Source organism: Pseudomonas sp. GB2N2 (assembly GCF_054897705.1).
Window position 1 is genome coordinate 2,104,316 of the sequence record NZ_CM142701.1, and the last position, 15,209, is coordinate 2,119,524.

Sequence of the window (15,209 nt, forward strand, 5' to 3'; positions counted from 1 at the left end):
GCCTTCAGCCAATACCACGAGTGAAACGCCTGAAAGAGCGATGTCCTTGATCAGACGCGATGAGCAGTGCAGCGGTGATCAGCTCTACAGTACCTAGCAGGTGGAACGTTCCGGCGTACCCAAAAACGAGATAAAGCCAGGCGAGCCAGGGTGTGCCGTTTATCAGGGTTTTGAGGGCTTCCACTCAATCCTGGGGGCCAGCAGGAAGCCACCCACGGCGGGCGAGTGCCAGATGATGTGGCCATTCTGGCCGCTCAAAAATCTGACACTCTCCAAACCGCCGCCCGCCAGTGGCTCAAGGATCATCCGCAAAATCTGCAACGCTGGACCGCGGGCGTGAAAACCTTTGACGCTAAGCTTGCACAACAATATCCACCTACAACCACCTAGAGCGTGAAGCTCGTCAGGGTGGCTCAAATGAAAGACTGCCGTTCCCGCAATAATGTCTCCAGCGCCGTTATCGGTAGTGGCCGGCTGAACAGATAGCCTTGAACCTGATCGCAACCGTTTTCCGTCAGGAATGCCAACTGTTCATGAGTCTCGACACCTTCGGCGATGACTTGCAGATTGAGACTGTGCGCCAACTCGATAATAGTCTTGGCAATGGCAGCGTCCTGAGGGTTACTGGTCACTTCTCGGATAAAAGCGATGTCGATCTTGAGTTTGTCGAACGGGAATCGTCTCAGATACGCGAGGCTTGAATACCCCGTACCAAAATCATCGATGGAGACCTTGACCCCCAGTTCTTGCAGGGTTTGCAAAGTGGCGATGGTGTGTGCAGTGTTCACCATCAACGAACTTTCCGTCAGTTCGATTTCGAGCCAGTGCGGATCGATCTGATGGTCGATCAGCGCCTCCCGAATACTGGCGATCAGGTCACCTTCGATGATCTGCTGGCCGGAGACGTTGATCGCAACCTGGAAAGGGCCTTTCCCTGCGCGTTGCCATTCGGCGATTTGCTTGCACACACGGGTGATGACCCAATTGCCGACCAGGGTAATCAACCCGAGGTTTTCCAGCATCGGTACGAACACCGCCGGCGAAACATTGACTTCCCCCGGTCGCGGCCAGCGCAACAGTGCTTCCAGCCCGCACACCCGGCCGTCGGCCAAGTCAATCTTGGGTTGGTAAAACAATTCAAAACTCTGCTGTTGCACGGCCTTGCGCAAGGCGGTTTCCATCAATTGTCGCGACGAAGCCTCCTCGTTCATTTGCGCGGTGTAGAAACGATACGTGTCTCTGCCAATTTTCTTCGCACGGTGCATGGCGATGTTCGCATGCTTGAGCAACCCCTGTGCGTCGTCCCCATCATTTGGATACACGGCAATGCCAATGCTGGCGGTCATTGCAATCGACTGACCACCGAGCTGAAAAGGCTCACGCAGCGTTTCACGTATGCGCTCGACAGTTTGCAAGGGATCCGCCTGGCCCTCGCGAATCATCAGGATCAGCGCAAATTCGTCACCGTCCATGCGCCCCAACGTGTCACTCGCATTTAGGCAAGGGGTCAGTCGCTGCCCCAGCTCCGCCAACATTTGATCCCCTAGCAGGTGCCCCCAGATTTCGTTGACGCTACTGAAATCGTCCAGGTCGACGATCACCACTGCCAGCTGCCAATGACTGAGCTCCGCCTGGGTGAGCCCCATTTGCAGGGTGGTGAAAAAAAGGTTGCGATTGGGCAGCCCGGTCAACGTGTCGTAATGCGCCATTTTTAGCATGCGCTGATCGTTTTCTTTGCGCTGTGTGATGTCACGCGCAATGCCGACAATGATCCAGTCGCCGCCCGCCTTGAAAGCCTGGCGATGGATTTCTACCGGAATAAAGCTGCCATCCCTGCAGAGGATGCGCGCTTCCGTCGGTTCGCTCGGGCCTTTGCCCGCGATGATCTGGTCATACAAAACCTCCAATTGTTCGTTGGAGTCATCGCTGAGGTCGGCAGGTGTTTTGCTTAAAAGTTCTTCGGGGGCGTAGCCAAGCACCTGGCAGGCACGTCGGTTGAACTCGATCAGACGCATTGTGCTGCGATTGATCAGGAAAATAGCGTCACCCGAGGCGTCCATGGCCGAGCGAAAACGCTCAAGATCGATGGTGCGCTGTTGCAGTTGCTCTTCCAGCATCAGACTGTGGCTTTTCAGATAATCGCCAAAGGCCTTGAGCCGTAGCAGGTTACGCACCCGCAGCCACAGCTCTGCACTTTCTACCGGTTTGTTGAGAAAGTCTTCGGCACCGGCCTCCAGACCCGAAATACGGGCACTGTGTTCGCCGAGGGCCGAGAGCATGATGATGGGGATGTTCGCCGTTGCCTTGTCGGTCTTGAGCTGTCGGGCAACTTCATATCCGTCCATCCCCGGCATCATGATATCGAGCAGGATCAAATCCGGCGGTTGTTGCGCAATCATCAAGAGCGCCTCTTCGCCCGAATTGGCGGTTAAAGTCTGATACCCCTTGTTCTGCAACAGGATCTGCAGCAGTTTTCGTACATGGGGTTCATCATCGACGATCAGCAAAGTGGCGGCGGGGTCGGACATCATGGAACGCTCAATTAGAGGGCTGTTGAGGCAGAGTGTTTTGCAGCAACGTGTCGATGACCCGATAAAGTTCCTTGTAGCGTAAAGGTTTGATGATGTAGGCATTACAGCCCGCGAGACGGGTTTTTTCCTCATCTTCTTTCATCGCCATGGCGGTCAGGGCAATCACCGGAATCGCGGCGGTCAGCGCATCTTTCTTGAGCAATGAGGTGGCCTTCAACCCATCCATTCCAGGTAGCTGGATGTCCATCAGAATCAATGCGGGCTGAAGCTCGCGCGCCAGCTTCAACCCGGTTTCAGCATCGGCGGCACAAATCACGCTGTGGCCGGCACTGGTCAGCAGCAGCCGGGCCAGGCGCATGTTGGCGGCGTTGTCTTCTACAATCAGGATTTCGGCCATGGCGCCTCCGCAGTTTTTGAACGACGAATGGGTAACCACGCCACGAATCGCGCTCCCGCCCCTTCAAGACTGGCGACCGCGACACTGCCGCCATGCAGCTCGGTCAATTGCTTGACCATCGCCAAGCCCAGGCCTGTGCCCTCGAATTTACGCGCCAGGCTGCTGTCGATCTGACTAAATGCCTTGAACAGTTTGTCCATGTTGCCTTGGGCGATACCGATGCCCGTGTCACTGACGCTGAGCTCTAAAAACTGTGTGTAGTCGCTATCTGGTAACTGAAAACCGTACATTGGCCAGTCACCTTCCAGCGTCCCGACTTGATCACGTCCGACCTGACGCACCGCTAACGTCACCAGGCCGCCTTGCGCACTGAATTTGACGGCGTTGGACAGCAAGTTGTAGACGATCTGCTTGGTTTTGCGCAGATCAAGTTCAAAGGCCCCTACGTCGGTGTCCGATTCCAGTTTCAGCTGGATGCTGTGCAGCGCGGCCTTCTCGCGCACGATCAGCAGGCTGTTACTCAACAGGCTTTGCAGCTCGACCGGTTCAAGCTCCAGGTCCATCATCCCCGCCTCGACTTTGGACAGGTCGAGGATGTCATTGATAAGTGATAGCAAGTGTTGGCCACTGTTGAAAATATCGCTGATGTACTCGCGCTGGGTGTCGGTAATATCGCCCACCATGCCGTCCTTGAGCGCTTCGGAAAATCCGATAACGGCGTTCAGCGGCGTGCGCAGTTCATGAGACATAGTAGCCAGAAACTCGGACTTCATATGGCTGGCATGTTCGAGCTCGATATTCTTCTCTTCAAGTGTGCGCTCGAAGCGCTTGCGCTCGGTGACATCCCGAGCGGCGGCGAACACGCCTTGTAACTTGCGATCGCGGTCATAAAAGGTTGCTGCATTATAGGAAACAACTGTTTCGGTACCATTGTAGGCGCGCACCGTAAGTTCGTAATCGCTGACTTTGTTTTCACTGAGCACTCGTTTAATGGCCGCATCGGCGCTCGCGGGGTCGGTGAAAAAGTTCTTGCAGGGCGCACCAATCAACTCGTCCCGAGTGCGCCCCGTCAGCGCCATCATCTGTTTGTTGACGTCCGAAATAATGCCCTGGGGGTCAGTCATCATCAGTGCATCGATGTTCGACTCGATCAACGAACGTGTATAGAACTGTTGATCTCGCAAGCGTTGGTCAAGCAAGGCCTGTGTTGCCTCTTCCTGCTTGCGCGCCGTGTTGTCGGTGCCAATCAGCAAATAACCAATGATGGTTTCAGCGCTGTCGCGCAACGAGGTGACAGACACCATGGCTGAGAGGCGGCTGCCGTCCTTTCGAATGTAGGTCAGCTCATAAATATCTTCGATACCCCGGGAGGCTTTGAACACCAGCGCTTCGAATCCCGGAGTGATGGGCGTATTGAGTTCCAGGCTCAGGGCGGCGGCGCGAGTAATCAGCTCATTGGGGTCTGAGATGTCCGCCGGCGTGATCTTGTTGACGACGTCCTCGGATTGATAACCGAGCATACGTTCAGCGCCAACATTGAAAATCTGGATAACGCCTTTTTCGTCGGTCGCGATACTGGAGAAGTAGGCACTGTTGAAGATAGCGTCCTGCAGGGCGCCGGTTTTGAGCAAGGTTTTCTGCCGTCGAAATTCGACGATCTTTTCGGCCCGGGATTGAACCTCGGTGGGCGGACGGTCTAATGGCGGGGTTGGCATCATTCGTTTTCCATGGACTCGCTGTTTAGACGATAGCAGAGCCGTAGCTCCCCACGGATGTACCTGCCGTTCTCGACTCCATCGATTTTGTACTGGGTCAGGTAGTCACTGAGATGATCGGAAAAGCGATGGACGCGGGTTTCCTGCTTGCCCTCCTCAGTCAGGCCGGGAATCAACAGTGTCAAAGCGCCAATGCCGGCTGCTGCGATACCCAGGGTGCCAGCGATCAGCGGCAAGGCGCGGACAACGCTGCCCGCGAGATTGAACACCGCCGCGGCACCTTCAGTGGCTGACGCCGGGCCGGCAAGGGCGCTTTTATTATTGTGTGATCGCCAAACAGTGCCCTACCCTGAGCATCTCATCGCGCAAGGAATCGTCATGTCCATCCGCCCTTTCAAGCTAGCCATTACCCACGAGCAGCTGGACGACCTTCAGCGACGCCTGCGCGCTTCACGCTTACCCGACACCCTGGCCCCCGGCCGTTGGGAGGACGGTACCGATACGCTCTTTCTCCAGCGCCTTCTGGAGTATTGGAGCGATCAATTCGATTGGCGAAGCCAAGAACGGCGAATCAATCAGTTGCCGCAATTCCTGACCGAAATCGACGGCCAGACGATCCACTTCCTGCACCAGCGCGGGATTGGGCCCAAGCCCATGCCGCTGATCATCACCCACGGCTGGCCCGGCTCGTTCCTGGAGATGGAACGGTTGCTGCCCCTGCTCACGGACCCGGCGAACTATGGCGGTGACGCCGCCGATGCCTTTGACGTAGTCGTGCCCTCCCTACCCGGCTACGGCTGTTCGCCCGCCCCGACCAAGGCCGGCATCAGTTCGAGGCAGATTGCCGACCTGTGGGCAGCGCTGATGGGGCAATTGGGCTACGACCGGTTTGGCGCCCAAGGCGGCGATATCGGTGCCGGCGTGTCAATGTGGCTTGCGCGTCACCACAGCGCCCATCTCACCGGCGTGCATCTCAACTACATCCCAGGCAGCTTCAAACCAACTTGTGCGGGAGACCAAAGCGCATTGAGCGAGGAAGAGCAGGATTTTCTGAATCGAGGCACTCAATTTGCGGCAACCGAAGGTGCCTATGCGGCGTTGCACAGTACGAAACCGCAAACCCTGGCGTTCGCACTGACGGATTCGCCGGCGGGTCTCGCTGCATGGATCGTCGAGAAATTTCACGCGTGGGTCGATCATCCTGACGATCTTGAGCACGTGGTGCCGTTTGACACCCTGCTCAGCGACATCGCGCTGTACTGGTTCAGCGCAAGCATTCAAGCGACCTTGAGGCTGTACAAGGAAAACCGACAGAATCCGCTGATTTTCGACGTCAACGAGCGAGTGAAAACGCCGTTGGGCGTGGCGTTATTTCCAAAAGAGCTGCCGATGCCACCCCGCAGCTGGGTTGAACGTGTGTTCGATGTCCACCGTTGGGAACACATGCCACGAGGAGGCCATTTCGCAGCGCTGGAGCAGCCAGAAATTCTGGCTGAAGAGATCCGTGAATTCTTCAGGCCTTTGAGGCGCTAGATCTCTGGATAACGGTGAGGCGCTTTGAAGTTGAAAACACCGCGCTGGATCTCTTCGCGCCTGCCATAGGTCCATTGCTCAAGCGCCCATCGTGGCTTTTCAAAACCGGACAGCTGATCTCAGCAAGGACTCCTGATGACCTTCCTTATTTTCCTCATCGCCTGCGGTGCGGCGGCGACGACCGGCATCCTGTTCAAACCGGGCCAATGGTACGAAGCACTGGTCAAGCCCGGCTTCACTCCGCCCAACTGGCTGTTTCCCGTTGCCTGGACGACGATCTACCTGCTGATTGCCTGGGCCGGCTACCGTCTGACCCTGATACCGGGGAGCCAGACAGTGTTGGCCTTGTGGGCGGCGCAGATTGCCCTGAACACGCTGTGGACACCGGTGTTTTTTGGCGCCCACCGCGTGCTCGCTGCAATGGTGATCCTCTCGCTGCTCTGGGTGGTGGTCGCTGTGATGGTGGTGATGGCGCTGCAGTTGGACACCGTAACCGGCTTGATCCTGTTGCCTTACCTGCTGTGGCTTTGCGTCGCCGCCGCGCTGAATTTTTCTATTCTGCGGAATAATCGATGAGCTCGACGTAGCTCGACTCTCCGCCTCCAGTCGCGCCGGACAACCAACCCCATACAAAGGCCAGGGTGGTTCGTCCGGCGTGATCGACGCCCACCGTGCCACGGGACCAACCGGCCAGAATCTCGCCATCCAGCGTCAAACAGTGAAAGAGCAGCTCGATGGTTTCGGGGCCTGTTGCGCGCCCGACTTGATGACCTGTGCGAATCCGCCCGCCTTGGTAAGTGCTCGAAATGCCATTTCCATCGACATGGTAATGAAACACCGTGCCTGCACCGGACAGTCCTTGGCTGTTGTTCGCCACGGTAAATCGGCGATTGTTCAAACGTTCGCTGATTTGAGAAAAGTGGGTTTCCATGCGTGTTGATTCCTTGAGTAGAGAGAGCGGATTCTAAAACCCCCTCACACGGCCGACAAATGCTCGTAAAGAATTGTCGACCCGACCAGCATCAGCACTACGCCGCCGATGATTTCAGCACGCTTGCCCACGGCGGTTCCCAGTACGCGTCCGAGCATGACCCCGACGGTCACCATCACGGTGGTGGCCAGGCCGATAGCGGCGGCTGCGACCAGAATGTTCACGTTGACAAAGGCCAGGCCCACACCCACCGCCAACGCATCGATGCTGGTAGCGAAAGCGGTGACGGCGAGTATGAAGAACGAGTGCTGGTCAGGCTTTTCTTCCTCGGCCTCGTGCTTGATCCCGTTGTGAATCATGTGCAGGCCCAGCACGAGCAGCAGCGTAAAGGCGATCCAGTGATCCCAGCGCTCAACGTATTGCGTGGCCACCTGGCCGATGCCCCAGCCGATCAACGGGGTGATGGCTTCAATGACACCGAAGATCAGGCCCGTGCGCAGAGCTTCGACAAAGCGCGGTTTATGCAGGCTGGCGCCCTTGCCGATGGCCGCTGCAAAAGCGTCCGTGGACATGGCCAAGGCGAGAAAAATGAGGGGAATGGGATTCACGGTTAAACGTCCAGCCGGGCTATGAGTCAACGACGCAACCACACGCCCGACTATAGGCATGGATGCATCGTTGGTCTCGCCAACCCGAAGGTGTTCGCACCACGGCATGCAGCCGAGAATGTTGACGCGAACGCTCTGTGACCGGGATCAAAGAGCAGGCTACTCCCCAACAAGGGCCGCCACTGTAGCCTGACGCGTGTGAAAAAAACATCAAATTGACAGGGCTGCCTGAAGCCGCACGCGGGGAATCGGCTTCCCCGTCTCCGGGGTTTTACATGTCGTAGCGCAGAACCACACCCACCGTGCGCGGGGCGCCGACATCGATGATGTTCTTTTCGTCCAAGGTCAGCGGCAATGGCATGGGCTCCGCCGCCAATGACACCCCACGCATGGCCGGGTTTGTCGGCAATTTCCTCAAGGTGCCGGCCGGTCGCGAGTTTCTCGTGCGCGTGCCGGGCATGTCGCAACCGGCGTTGAACAACGCGCAACTGGCGGACCTGCCCAACTGGCTGATGCGCAAGGACGGCATGGCGGGCGAAAACCATGCTCAACCTGCCCGGCACACGCGCCGAGCTGATCAAAGCGATGCGCGCCCAGGGCGTCGTGATGGAAGACGGGATGATCAACTGACGCCTACTTCGGCTGCGCCACTGTGCGCAGGTAAGGTTTCACCGTTTTGAAGCCGTCCGGGTATTTCTTTTTCGCATCTTCGTCGGAGACCGACGTCGGAATGATCACGTCCTGCCCCGGACGCCAGTTCACCGGAGTGGCGACGGTGTGCTTGGCGTTTAGTTGAATCGCATCGAGCAAGCGCAGCACCTCATCGAAGTTGCGCCCGGCGCTCATCGGGTAGATCAGCATGGCCTTGATCTTTTTGTCCGGGCCGATGATGAACACCGAACGCACCGTGGCGTTATCCACGGCAGTGCGCGCGCCGCCGCTGGCGTTGGGGTGAATCATGTCGTAGAGCTTCGCCACTACCAGGTTTTCGTCACCGATCATTGGGTAGTTGACCGCATGGCCCTGGGTTTCTTCGATGTCTTTGGCCCAGCTTGCATGGTTGGACACAGGATCGACGCTGAGCCCGACGATCTTGGTGTTGCGTTTGTCGAATTCGGGCTTGAGCCCTGCCATGTAACCGAGCTCAGTGGTGCACACCGGGGTGAAATCTTTCGGGTGCGAAAACAGGATGGCCCACTGGTCGCCAATCCATTCGTGGAAATGCAGCGTGCCTTCGGTGCTTTCGACGGTGAAATCCGGTGCTTCGTCGCCAATACGAACGGTCATGTTGGTTCTCCTCGCTGTGCAGGGTCGGGAAACTTTCAGAGCGCAAGTATAGGAGAGGCTGGATACTTCGCCTGATGCTCCCGGGATCCCTTGTAGGAGCGAGCCTGCTCGCGAAAAATGCCAAGACAACTCGTTCATCCGGACAGCACGCGTTATCGTTGTCGTCCATCGCGCGCGGGCTCGCGCCTACAGATGACCATTCGGCGTCGACTATCGAACCTTCCCCCCCTGCCCCCACTCCCGCGGACTGACGCCGGTCTTGCGACGAAACGCCCGGGCCAGTGCCGAGGGGCTTTCGTAGCCGACTTCATCGGCAATCAGCGCAATCGACTTGCCTTCGCGCAAGCGTTTCTGCGCCAGGCTGATGCGCCAGCTCACCAGATAATCTACCGGCGTCTGCCCCACCACCTGGCGAAAATGTTCAGCAAAACTGGCCCGGGACATGTTGGCCGCCGCCGACAATTCGGCCACGGTCCAGGCCCGGGCGGGCGTGTCATGCATCAGGCTCAGGGCGCGCGCCAACCGTGGATCGGCGAGGCCGGCCATCATGCCGGTGCTCTGTTCACGGCTGGTCAAAAGATGCCGCAGCAACTGGATCACCAGCATTTCGAACAAGCGGTCCATCATCGCTTCACGCCCGCAAATGCCGTCGAAGGCTTCGTTGAATAGCCAGTCGAGCGTGCCCGCCAGGGTCGGCACGTCTTCCAGATCCAGCACCAAGTAGTCGGGCAAGGCCGCCGCCAGGGCATTGCCGGCACCGCCATCGAAATCAAGAGAGGCGCACACCAGTTGAGTCTCGGATGCGTCCGCGGCGAACAAACGATGACGGTAAGGCCTGGGGAAGAAAATCAGTGTGGGTTTGTTGAGCTGGAGGTCGCGCTCATCCGCCAGTTTGAGGGTCAACTCGCCGGCGCGAAGCAGATGCAGGTGGCCGCAGGCGTGCTCGCCGTCGAACGCCGTGGTGCCGCAGAAGGTGCCGCTGTGGAAGGTGCCGGCACTGACGCCGAAATGACTGAGCAAGGTGGACAAACGATCCATGGACGGTCTCCCGAGAGCAAATCTGGACGATCTGTCGCATATCCTCGACGATTTGCAGCCAATAGACCAGCCCTCGTCATTAGCATGGACCTCGTACCCAGCGCATACCGCGCCGTCCTTTACGGAGAATCACCATGAGCCGCATCAATACCCTGAGCCTTGAACAAGCCAGCGACGCCACCCGCCCACTGCTGGAAGGCGTGCAGAAAAAAATCGGTTTCCTGCCGAACGTATTCAAAACGCTGACCCACGCACCTGCAGTGCTGACGTCCTACCTGCAACAATCGGCGACCCTCGGCAAAACCTCGCTGAGCGCCACTGAAAAAGAAGCGATCTTCCTCGCTACGTCCCAGGTCAACGGCTGTGACTACTGCCTGGCAGCGCACACGCTGTTCGCCGGCAAGGCCGGATTGTCGGCGCAAGACATCCTCGACGCCCGTCGAGGCGAACTGAATGCCTTCGCCACCCTCGCCCGGCAAATCACCGAAAGCCGCGGCCACCTGAGCAATGAGCAGATCGAAGCGGCGCGGGCAGCAGGTATCGACGACGCCAAAATCGTTGAAGTGATCGCCCACGTGGCCTCGCAAACACTGACCAACTACCTCAACAACGTGGCCCTGACCGAGATCGATTTCCCTGCGATCGATGCTTGAACCGGACTTTGAATCGGACTTTGAATCGGACTTTGAATCAGGAGTACCGCTGATGAACACAGTGACGATCTACACCACCCAGACCTGTCCTTATTGCCGTAACGCCAAGGCGCTGCTCGCCAGCCGTGGCATTGCTGCCCATGAAATAAGCGTTCAGGGCGAACCGGGGAAATTTCAGGAGATGCTCAGCCGCAGCGGTCGTCGCAGCGTGCCGCAGATCTTTATCGGTGACACGCATGTCGGAGGGTTCGACGACCTGGCTAAACTGGACCGTCGAGGTGGCTTGCTGCCAATGCTGTCCTGAGTGTTGTTTTAACTCGTCGCACCGCGTGACGGGCTTCATTTTTTGACAAGGATGTTGTATGAAACGGCAGCAATACAGTGAATGATTAGCCAGTGCTGCTAAAGTGACAGCATGCGTTTCCATCTACCCTGATCCCGAGATTTTGGTGATGGATGACGTATGGCAAGTATGAGTGGCTTGTTGTGACGGCTGGGCTCTCGCGGGAGGGCTGATTGACCTGTATTTCGTCATTATCGAGCGCGAAGGAAAGCAAATGAGGTCCAAGCATGATTTTTGAGCCTAACAGTACCCGTTCCGTTCTCCAGCGAAGAAGCAGTAGCAGTGTTGTCGTCCAGGCCGGTCTGGATTGTGTTGCGGTTACCGGCGTCGCCTGGTTTCTGATCAACTATCACATCGGTTTCATCTCGCAAGACTACGTCATCATGCTGCTGTTACTCCTCGGGGCATTGGCCGTTGTCTACGACCATTATGCGATTTACCGCAGTAACGTCGGGTTTACCGTCAAGGCCTTCAAGCTTCTGAAAGCATGGACCGCCACTTTCGGTTTTCTGGTGGCGATGGCGTTTCTGACCAAACAAAGCGAGGTGTATTCACGGCTATTGATGGGTGAATTGTTTGTGCTCGGTTACTTCGCCCAATTGCTGTTGCACCTGGCGACGCGGGAAATGCAGAAGAAGTTTCTGGCCCATCCGACGCAGCTGGAAAATGCGCTGATCATTGGTTCGGGCGAACTGGCCAGCTATCTTTACAAGAAAATCAGCAATAACCCCTGGCTGGGCGAACGCATCGTCGGCTGTGTGTTAATTGGTGCTGACGATGTTCGCGGAAAAGACAGTCCGGACGGCAAGCATCGTCTGGCAATCCTGGGCGATATTTCCCACCTTGATGAACTGGTCGTCAAACATGCCATCCGGACCGTTTATTTTGTGACGCCTCTGGGGGGGTCAGAGGTCATTCAGGACGTTTATTTAAGGTTGTTTGACAAACACATTTCGGTTAACTGGGTGCCTGATATTTTTTCGCTGCGCCTGATCAACCACAGTGTTCGCGAAATTGCCGGCATTCCCGTGCTGACTTTGTCGGAAACGCCGCTGATGGGGATGCGCCTGTTTCTGAAGAACCTTGAAGACAAGGTGCTGGCCTTCCTCATCGTGCTGTTTGCGGCGCCAGTGCTGGCGATGGTCGCGCTTGCGATCAAACTCGATAGCCCTGGGCCGGTGTTCTTTCGCCAAGAGCGCATGGGCTGGAGTGGAGAATCCTTCCGGATCTGGAAATTCCGCAGCATGGTGACCGATCAACCGGCGGACGGTGTGGTCAAGCAGGCGCAGAAGAATGATCCGCGGGTGACTCGGGTGGGCGCTTTTATCCGGCGGACCAGCCTGGATGAGCTTCCGCAGTTGTTTAATGTGTTGATGGGAGAAATGTCGCTCGTGGGGCCTCGGCCGCACGCGATTCAGCATGATGTGCAGTATTCGCCCGATGTCTCTGGATATTTTGCGCGCCACAACATTAAACCGGGTATTACGGGTCTGGCTCAGGTGCGGGGTTTGCGGGGTGAAACGCGAGAGATTGATCAAATGATTCGGCGGGTGGATTCGGACATTGAGTACATTAACAACTGGTCGCTGTGGCTCGACTTTGTGATTCTTGTGCGGACGGTTTTTGCGTTCTCCGGGAAGAATGCTTTTTAGAGGGGCCGACCTGGTTTTTTGTCGTGCGCGTTCCCCTGTAGGAGCGAGCCTGCTCGCGATGGACGTCAACGCGTGCTGTCTGGAAGGTTGCGTTGCCCAGGCGTTTTCGCGAGCAAGCTCGCTCCTACAGTTTTCTGTTTATTGCGACGGGAACAGATCCAGCGTGCGCTCGACCTCATCAGGATCGATTCTGAATCCATCACCCTCGGGTATACCGACCACGAAACCGAAGTTCTGCCGATCACGATCCGTCAGGTATTTGAAAAAGCACAGGAAGCGCGTCGGCGGCTGCAACACCAGCAGCGAACCGCCCGGCGGGAGTACGTTCACCCCATGGATAAGGTGACTGCCCTCGATGCCCACCACGGTTTTCGCCCCGGCGCAGGCGGCGACGATGGTCGGGACGTCGGATTTTGCCGGATCGAGAATGCGAAAACCCCGGCGGTCACGCAGGCGTTCTGCGACTTCCATTTCATTGCGTAACTTGCGCAATGAACCCGTGCCGCCCCGCAGAATGAATACACCGGGATGAGCGCTGGCATTGACGTGCGAGAGCAATTTTTCACCCATCGCCCGGAAACGCAGGTGTTTATGCTGGTTTTGGCTGAGGTCGTCAAAGATCACCAGCTCACGAAAAAACGCGTTACGTACGCGCACCGGTCGCATGTCCAGCCAGTTCTCATAACCGGGGGCGTGCAGGATGCCATTGCGGGTGACGGAGGCATTGTCGGCGAAGGGGGCCGTGGTCACCGGAACGCCTTCGTCACAGGCCAATCGATAGGTCAGGCAATCATCCATTAACCACGAGCCAAACCATTTGTTACCGCCCACCGTGCAATACAACGCCCCACGGTCTATTTCATGTGCGACGCGTATCCCCGGTAACCGACCTGCACCGGGCGTCAGCCATGATTTGGCATTGCCCTTGTAAAGAGCGCCGTCGATCATCCAGACATCTTTCAGCAGATAACCCCGAGTCGGACCATGTTCAACGGGCCCGGTGCCTTGCATCGTGCGACGGGGATGCTCGAAAGGAAAAAACAGCGTTTCTTCCCATCCGGTTACACGTTCAAGCTGGTTGGGCAGGTAAAAAGCCGGCGGCGCAATGGCGCTCGTGCCTGGCGCAATCTCCCAGGTTTTGATCGCCAGACTCTCGAGGGGGATGGACGGCTTGCGTGTTACCCGAGTGTTGAACAGGTGTTTATACGCAGCAAAACTCCACTTCAATGGGCTGCCACCGGCCAATGCGTTAAATTCCGACATGTGCACCCCCATTAAAGTGCGGTTATACCAACTTGCTCTTTTGAATCTGCAACTTGTTCAAGTGCTTACAACAACTTCCAAAACAGGGGGTACCTTTAAGTGACTGTATCGGCTATGCAAAGTGCTGAGGAGCGCTTCTCCTGGTGTTCGTGCGCAATGCAGAACTATTTTAAACAGCCCACCGAAACCCATTTCGCGATAGCGGTTGGCAACTTCTTCATCACTCTGCCCGTCCGGTATACCAAGATGCAGCGTCAAATGTTTGCCTTCAACAGCAAACAGGGGTGTTTCCCACAGAAACTGCGCTACACCCACTTTCGGCAGTTGGACAAACAAATAGCCATGATTACCCAGCGTATCAACATCACCACCGCGCCTTCTCTTCCATTCGAGAAGTCCGTCATCGGGGCGGGCGAGGCAGGTGCCGATGTCGTAGTAATCGAATCCATTCTCGATCGCCCACTCCAGGGCCATGAAGGTGGTAATCGAGTTGATTTCTCGTAACTTCTTGTGATCTGAAAACACGGTATCCGGGTAGCCGAACCGCACGGTACTCCAGTAACGCTTGCCTGCACGGGTCACCACGCAACCCAGATGGCAGGCAACGACCTCATCTTCCAGCAACACCAGATCAAGACGCCCGGCACTTTTTGCTACCCGTTGCACTTCATTCGTTTCAATCTGGGAGGCCGCCGAACCGTGCCTGGCGCTGGCGTACGGCTGAAGCATTTCGCGGTCTGCACTTTCAATCTCGTCATCATTCAACGCTTGCAGCATCCGGTAACGCGTCCGGTTCTTGCGCAGGTTTCGTCGTAATTCGGTGTTGTATCTCGCCGTGATCTCGTCGATCGATCGGCTGAGCGGCACCACCGCACTCAGGTATTGAGGCACGTACAACGCTCCCGGTGTCGGCATTTCGCTGACCAGCACCGTCCGTTCTGACTTTTCCAGTTTCAACCGGGTATCTGCCCCTTGGGAGGGAGCGCCCAGCAAAACCTTGGCAAATTCCCGCTGGGTTTTCCGGCCGACGTAAATAATGTCGAATGCGCTGTCTTCGCGCAGTTTGAATCTGACGATCTCCCAGCGCCAAAAACACGCCCGTGCAGCGATATCCCGCAGCCAGGCGAGCGCTTTCCTGAGCTCGAATCGCAGGGATGGCGATAGTAGCTTGCGCAATAGAGCTGCTATTTTCTCTTTCATTTGTTTATTAACACACGCCAAGTAAAGTTCATCTGAATTTGATAATTAATAAACTAAA

At 56.8% G+C, this 15,209-nt stretch carries 14 protein-coding genes, 2 pseudogenes and 1 riboswitch; of the genes and pseudogenes, 6 read left to right on the forward strand and 10 right to left on the reverse strand.

Going from position 1 to position 15,209, the window contains the following annotated elements; all coding sequences use genetic code 11:
• Nucleotides 1-413 precede the first annotated feature (413 nt).
• The 4 genes and pseudogenes from ACYZT4_RS09520 to ACYZT4_RS09535 all read right to left on the reverse strand — a co-directional run.
• Nucleotides 414-2,528, reverse strand: coding sequence for an EAL domain-containing response regulator (locus ACYZT4_RS09520; RefSeq protein ID WP_461988629.1), 2,115 nt, complete (start codon nucleotides 2,526-2,528; stop codon nucleotides 414-416).
• A 10-nt stretch (nucleotides 2,529-2,538) separates the two neighbouring features.
• Nucleotides 2,539-2,928 carry a response regulator gene (locus tag ACYZT4_RS09525; RefSeq protein WP_461987229.1) on the reverse strand — a complete coding sequence of 130 codons (390 nt, stop codon included), beginning with the start codon at nucleotides 2,926-2,928 and terminating at the stop codon, nucleotides 2,539-2,541.
• A complete protein-coding gene (locus ACYZT4_RS09530) occupies nucleotides 2,913-4,643 on the reverse strand; it encodes a PAS domain-containing sensor histidine kinase (protein WP_461988630.1) in 1,731 nt (576 codons plus the stop codon). Before ACYZT4_RS09530 ends, ACYZT4_RS09525 begins: the two co-directional genes overlap by 16 nt.
• Nucleotides 4,643-4,954 (reverse strand): annotated as a pseudogene (locus ACYZT4_RS09535) (hypothetical protein); the annotation flags it as partial. The pseudogene ACYZT4_RS09535 and the gene ACYZT4_RS09530, both read right to left, overlap by 1 nt.
• Between ACYZT4_RS09535 and ACYZT4_RS09540 the strand changes: the two are divergent.
• Complete coding sequence (locus ACYZT4_RS09540; protein ID WP_461987231.1) at nucleotides 4,929-6,176, forward strand: epoxide hydrolase family protein; 1,248 nt, start codon at nucleotides 4,929-4,931, stop codon at nucleotides 6,174-6,176. The pseudogene ACYZT4_RS09535 and the gene ACYZT4_RS09540 overlap by 26 nt on opposite strands.
• 135 nt (nucleotides 6,177-6,311) lie before the next feature.
• On the forward strand, nucleotides 6,312-6,752 hold the full coding sequence (tspO, locus tag ACYZT4_RS09545) for a tryptophan-rich sensory protein TspO (protein WP_461987233.1): 441 nt from the start codon (nucleotides 6,312-6,314) through the stop codon (nucleotides 6,750-6,752).
• Here the strand turns inward: tspO and ACYZT4_RS09550 are convergent.
• Nucleotides 6,730-7,107 (reverse strand): hypothetical protein, encoded by a 378-nt coding sequence (locus tag ACYZT4_RS09550; RefSeq protein WP_461987235.1) that lies wholly within the window; start codon nucleotides 7,105-7,107, stop codon nucleotides 6,730-6,732. The two genes, tspO and ACYZT4_RS09550, sit on opposite strands and share 23 nt — an antisense overlap.
• A 44-nt stretch (nucleotides 7,108-7,151) precedes the next feature.
• Complete coding sequence (mntP, locus tag ACYZT4_RS09555; protein WP_461987237.1) at nucleotides 7,152-7,715, reverse strand: manganese efflux pump MntP; 564 nt, start codon at nucleotides 7,713-7,715, stop codon at nucleotides 7,152-7,154.
• A 5-nt stretch (nucleotides 7,716-7,720) separates the two neighbouring features.
• Nucleotides 7,721-7,890: riboswitch (yybP-ykoY riboswitch) on the reverse strand.
• 175 nt (nucleotides 7,891-8,065) lie between these two features.
• Between mntP and ACYZT4_RS09560 the strand changes: the two are divergent.
• Nucleotides 8,066-8,345 (forward strand): annotated as a pseudogene (locus tag ACYZT4_RS09560) (cytochrome C); the annotation flags it as partial.
• A gap of 3 nt (nucleotides 8,346-8,348) precedes the next feature.
• Here ACYZT4_RS09560 and ACYZT4_RS09565 read toward each other — a convergent pair.
• Together ACYZT4_RS09565 and ACYZT4_RS09570 are read right to left on the reverse strand one after the other, a co-directional pair.
• Nucleotides 8,349-9,002, reverse strand: a complete 654-nt coding sequence (locus ACYZT4_RS09565; protein WP_461987239.1) for a peroxiredoxin — start codon at nucleotides 9,000-9,002, stop codon at nucleotides 8,349-8,351.
• Nucleotides 9,003-9,212: 210 nt separating this feature from the next.
• Nucleotides 9,213-10,040: an AraC family transcriptional regulator gene (locus ACYZT4_RS09570; RefSeq protein ID WP_461987240.1), complete on the reverse strand. Its 828-nt coding sequence runs from the start codon at nucleotides 10,038-10,040 to the stop codon at nucleotides 9,213-9,215.
• A 134-nt stretch (nucleotides 10,041-10,174) separates the two neighbouring features.
• Between ACYZT4_RS09570 and ACYZT4_RS09575 the strand changes: the two genes are divergently transcribed.
• From ACYZT4_RS09575 to ACYZT4_RS09585, 3 genes are all read left to right on the forward strand, one after another.
• On the forward strand, nucleotides 10,175-10,693 hold the full coding sequence (locus ACYZT4_RS09575) for a carboxymuconolactone decarboxylase family protein (protein WP_461987242.1): 519 nt from the start codon (nucleotides 10,175-10,177) through the stop codon (nucleotides 10,691-10,693).
• Nucleotides 10,694-10,745: 52 nt separating this feature from the next.
• Entirely contained in the window at nucleotides 10,746-10,997 is a 252-nt protein-coding gene (grxC, locus tag ACYZT4_RS09580; RefSeq protein ID WP_461987243.1) for a glutaredoxin 3, read from the forward strand.
• A gap of 266 nt (nucleotides 10,998-11,263) precedes the next feature.
• On the forward strand, nucleotides 11,264-12,688 hold the full coding sequence (locus ACYZT4_RS09585) for an undecaprenyl-phosphate glucose phosphotransferase (protein ID WP_461987245.1): 1,425 nt from the start codon (nucleotides 11,264-11,266) through the stop codon (nucleotides 12,686-12,688).
• A 138-nt stretch (nucleotides 12,689-12,826) separates the two neighbouring features.
• Here the strand turns inward: ACYZT4_RS09585 and ACYZT4_RS09590 are convergent, their stop codons facing one another.
• Entirely contained in the window at nucleotides 12,827-13,963 is a 1,137-nt protein-coding gene (locus ACYZT4_RS09590) for a glycosyltransferase 61 family protein (protein ID WP_461987247.1), read from the reverse strand.
• Between the two features lie 45 nt (nucleotides 13,964-14,008).
• Nucleotides 14,009-15,151 (reverse strand): hypothetical protein, encoded by a 1,143-nt coding sequence (locus ACYZT4_RS09595; RefSeq protein ID WP_461987249.1) that lies wholly within the window; start codon nucleotides 15,149-15,151, stop codon nucleotides 14,009-14,011.
• Between the last annotated feature and the right edge of the window lie 58 nt (nucleotides 15,152-15,209).

Excerpts from the sequence above, each read along its gene's own strand:
- ACYZT4_RS09520 (WP_461988629.1), bottom strand. The coding sequence starts at position 2,528 with ATGTCCGACCCCGCCGCCACTTTGCTGATCGTCGATGATGAACCCCAT.
- ACYZT4_RS09525 (WP_461987229.1), bottom strand. The coding sequence starts at position 2,928 with ATGGCCGAAATCCTGATTGTAGAAGACAACGCCGCCAACATGCGCCTG.
- ACYZT4_RS09530 (WP_461988630.1), bottom strand. The coding sequence starts at position 4,643 with ATGCCAACCCCGCCATTAGACCGTCCGCCCACCGAGGTTCAATCCCGG.
- tspO (WP_461987233.1), top strand. The coding sequence starts at position 6,312 with ATGACCTTCCTTATTTTCCTCATCGCCTGCGGTGCGGCGGCGACGACC.
- ACYZT4_RS09550 (WP_461987235.1), bottom strand. The coding sequence starts at position 7,107 with ATGGAAACCCACTTTTCTCAAATCAGCGAACGTTTGAACAATCGCCGA.
- ACYZT4_RS09565 (WP_461987239.1), bottom strand. The coding sequence starts at position 9,002 with ATGACCGTTCGTATTGGCGACGAAGCACCGGATTTCACCGTCGAAAGC.
- ACYZT4_RS09570 (WP_461987240.1), bottom strand. The coding sequence starts at position 10,040 with ATGGATCGTTTGTCCACCTTGCTCAGTCATTTCGGCGTCAGTGCCGGC.
- ACYZT4_RS09575 (WP_461987242.1), top strand. The coding sequence starts at position 10,175 with ATGAGCCGCATCAATACCCTGAGCCTTGAACAAGCCAGCGACGCCACC.
- grxC (WP_461987243.1), top strand. The coding sequence starts at position 10,746 with ATGAACACAGTGACGATCTACACCACCCAGACCTGTCCTTATTGCCGT.
- ACYZT4_RS09585 (WP_461987245.1), top strand. The coding sequence starts at position 11,264 with ATGATTTTTGAGCCTAACAGTACCCGTTCCGTTCTCCAGCGAAGAAGC.
- ACYZT4_RS09590 (WP_461987247.1), bottom strand. The coding sequence starts at position 13,963 with ATGGGGGTGCACATGTCGGAATTTAACGCATTGGCCGGTGGCAGCCCA.
- ACYZT4_RS09595 (WP_461987249.1), bottom strand. The coding sequence starts at position 15,151 with ATGAAAGAGAAAATAGCAGCTCTATTGCGCAAGCTACTATCGCCATCC.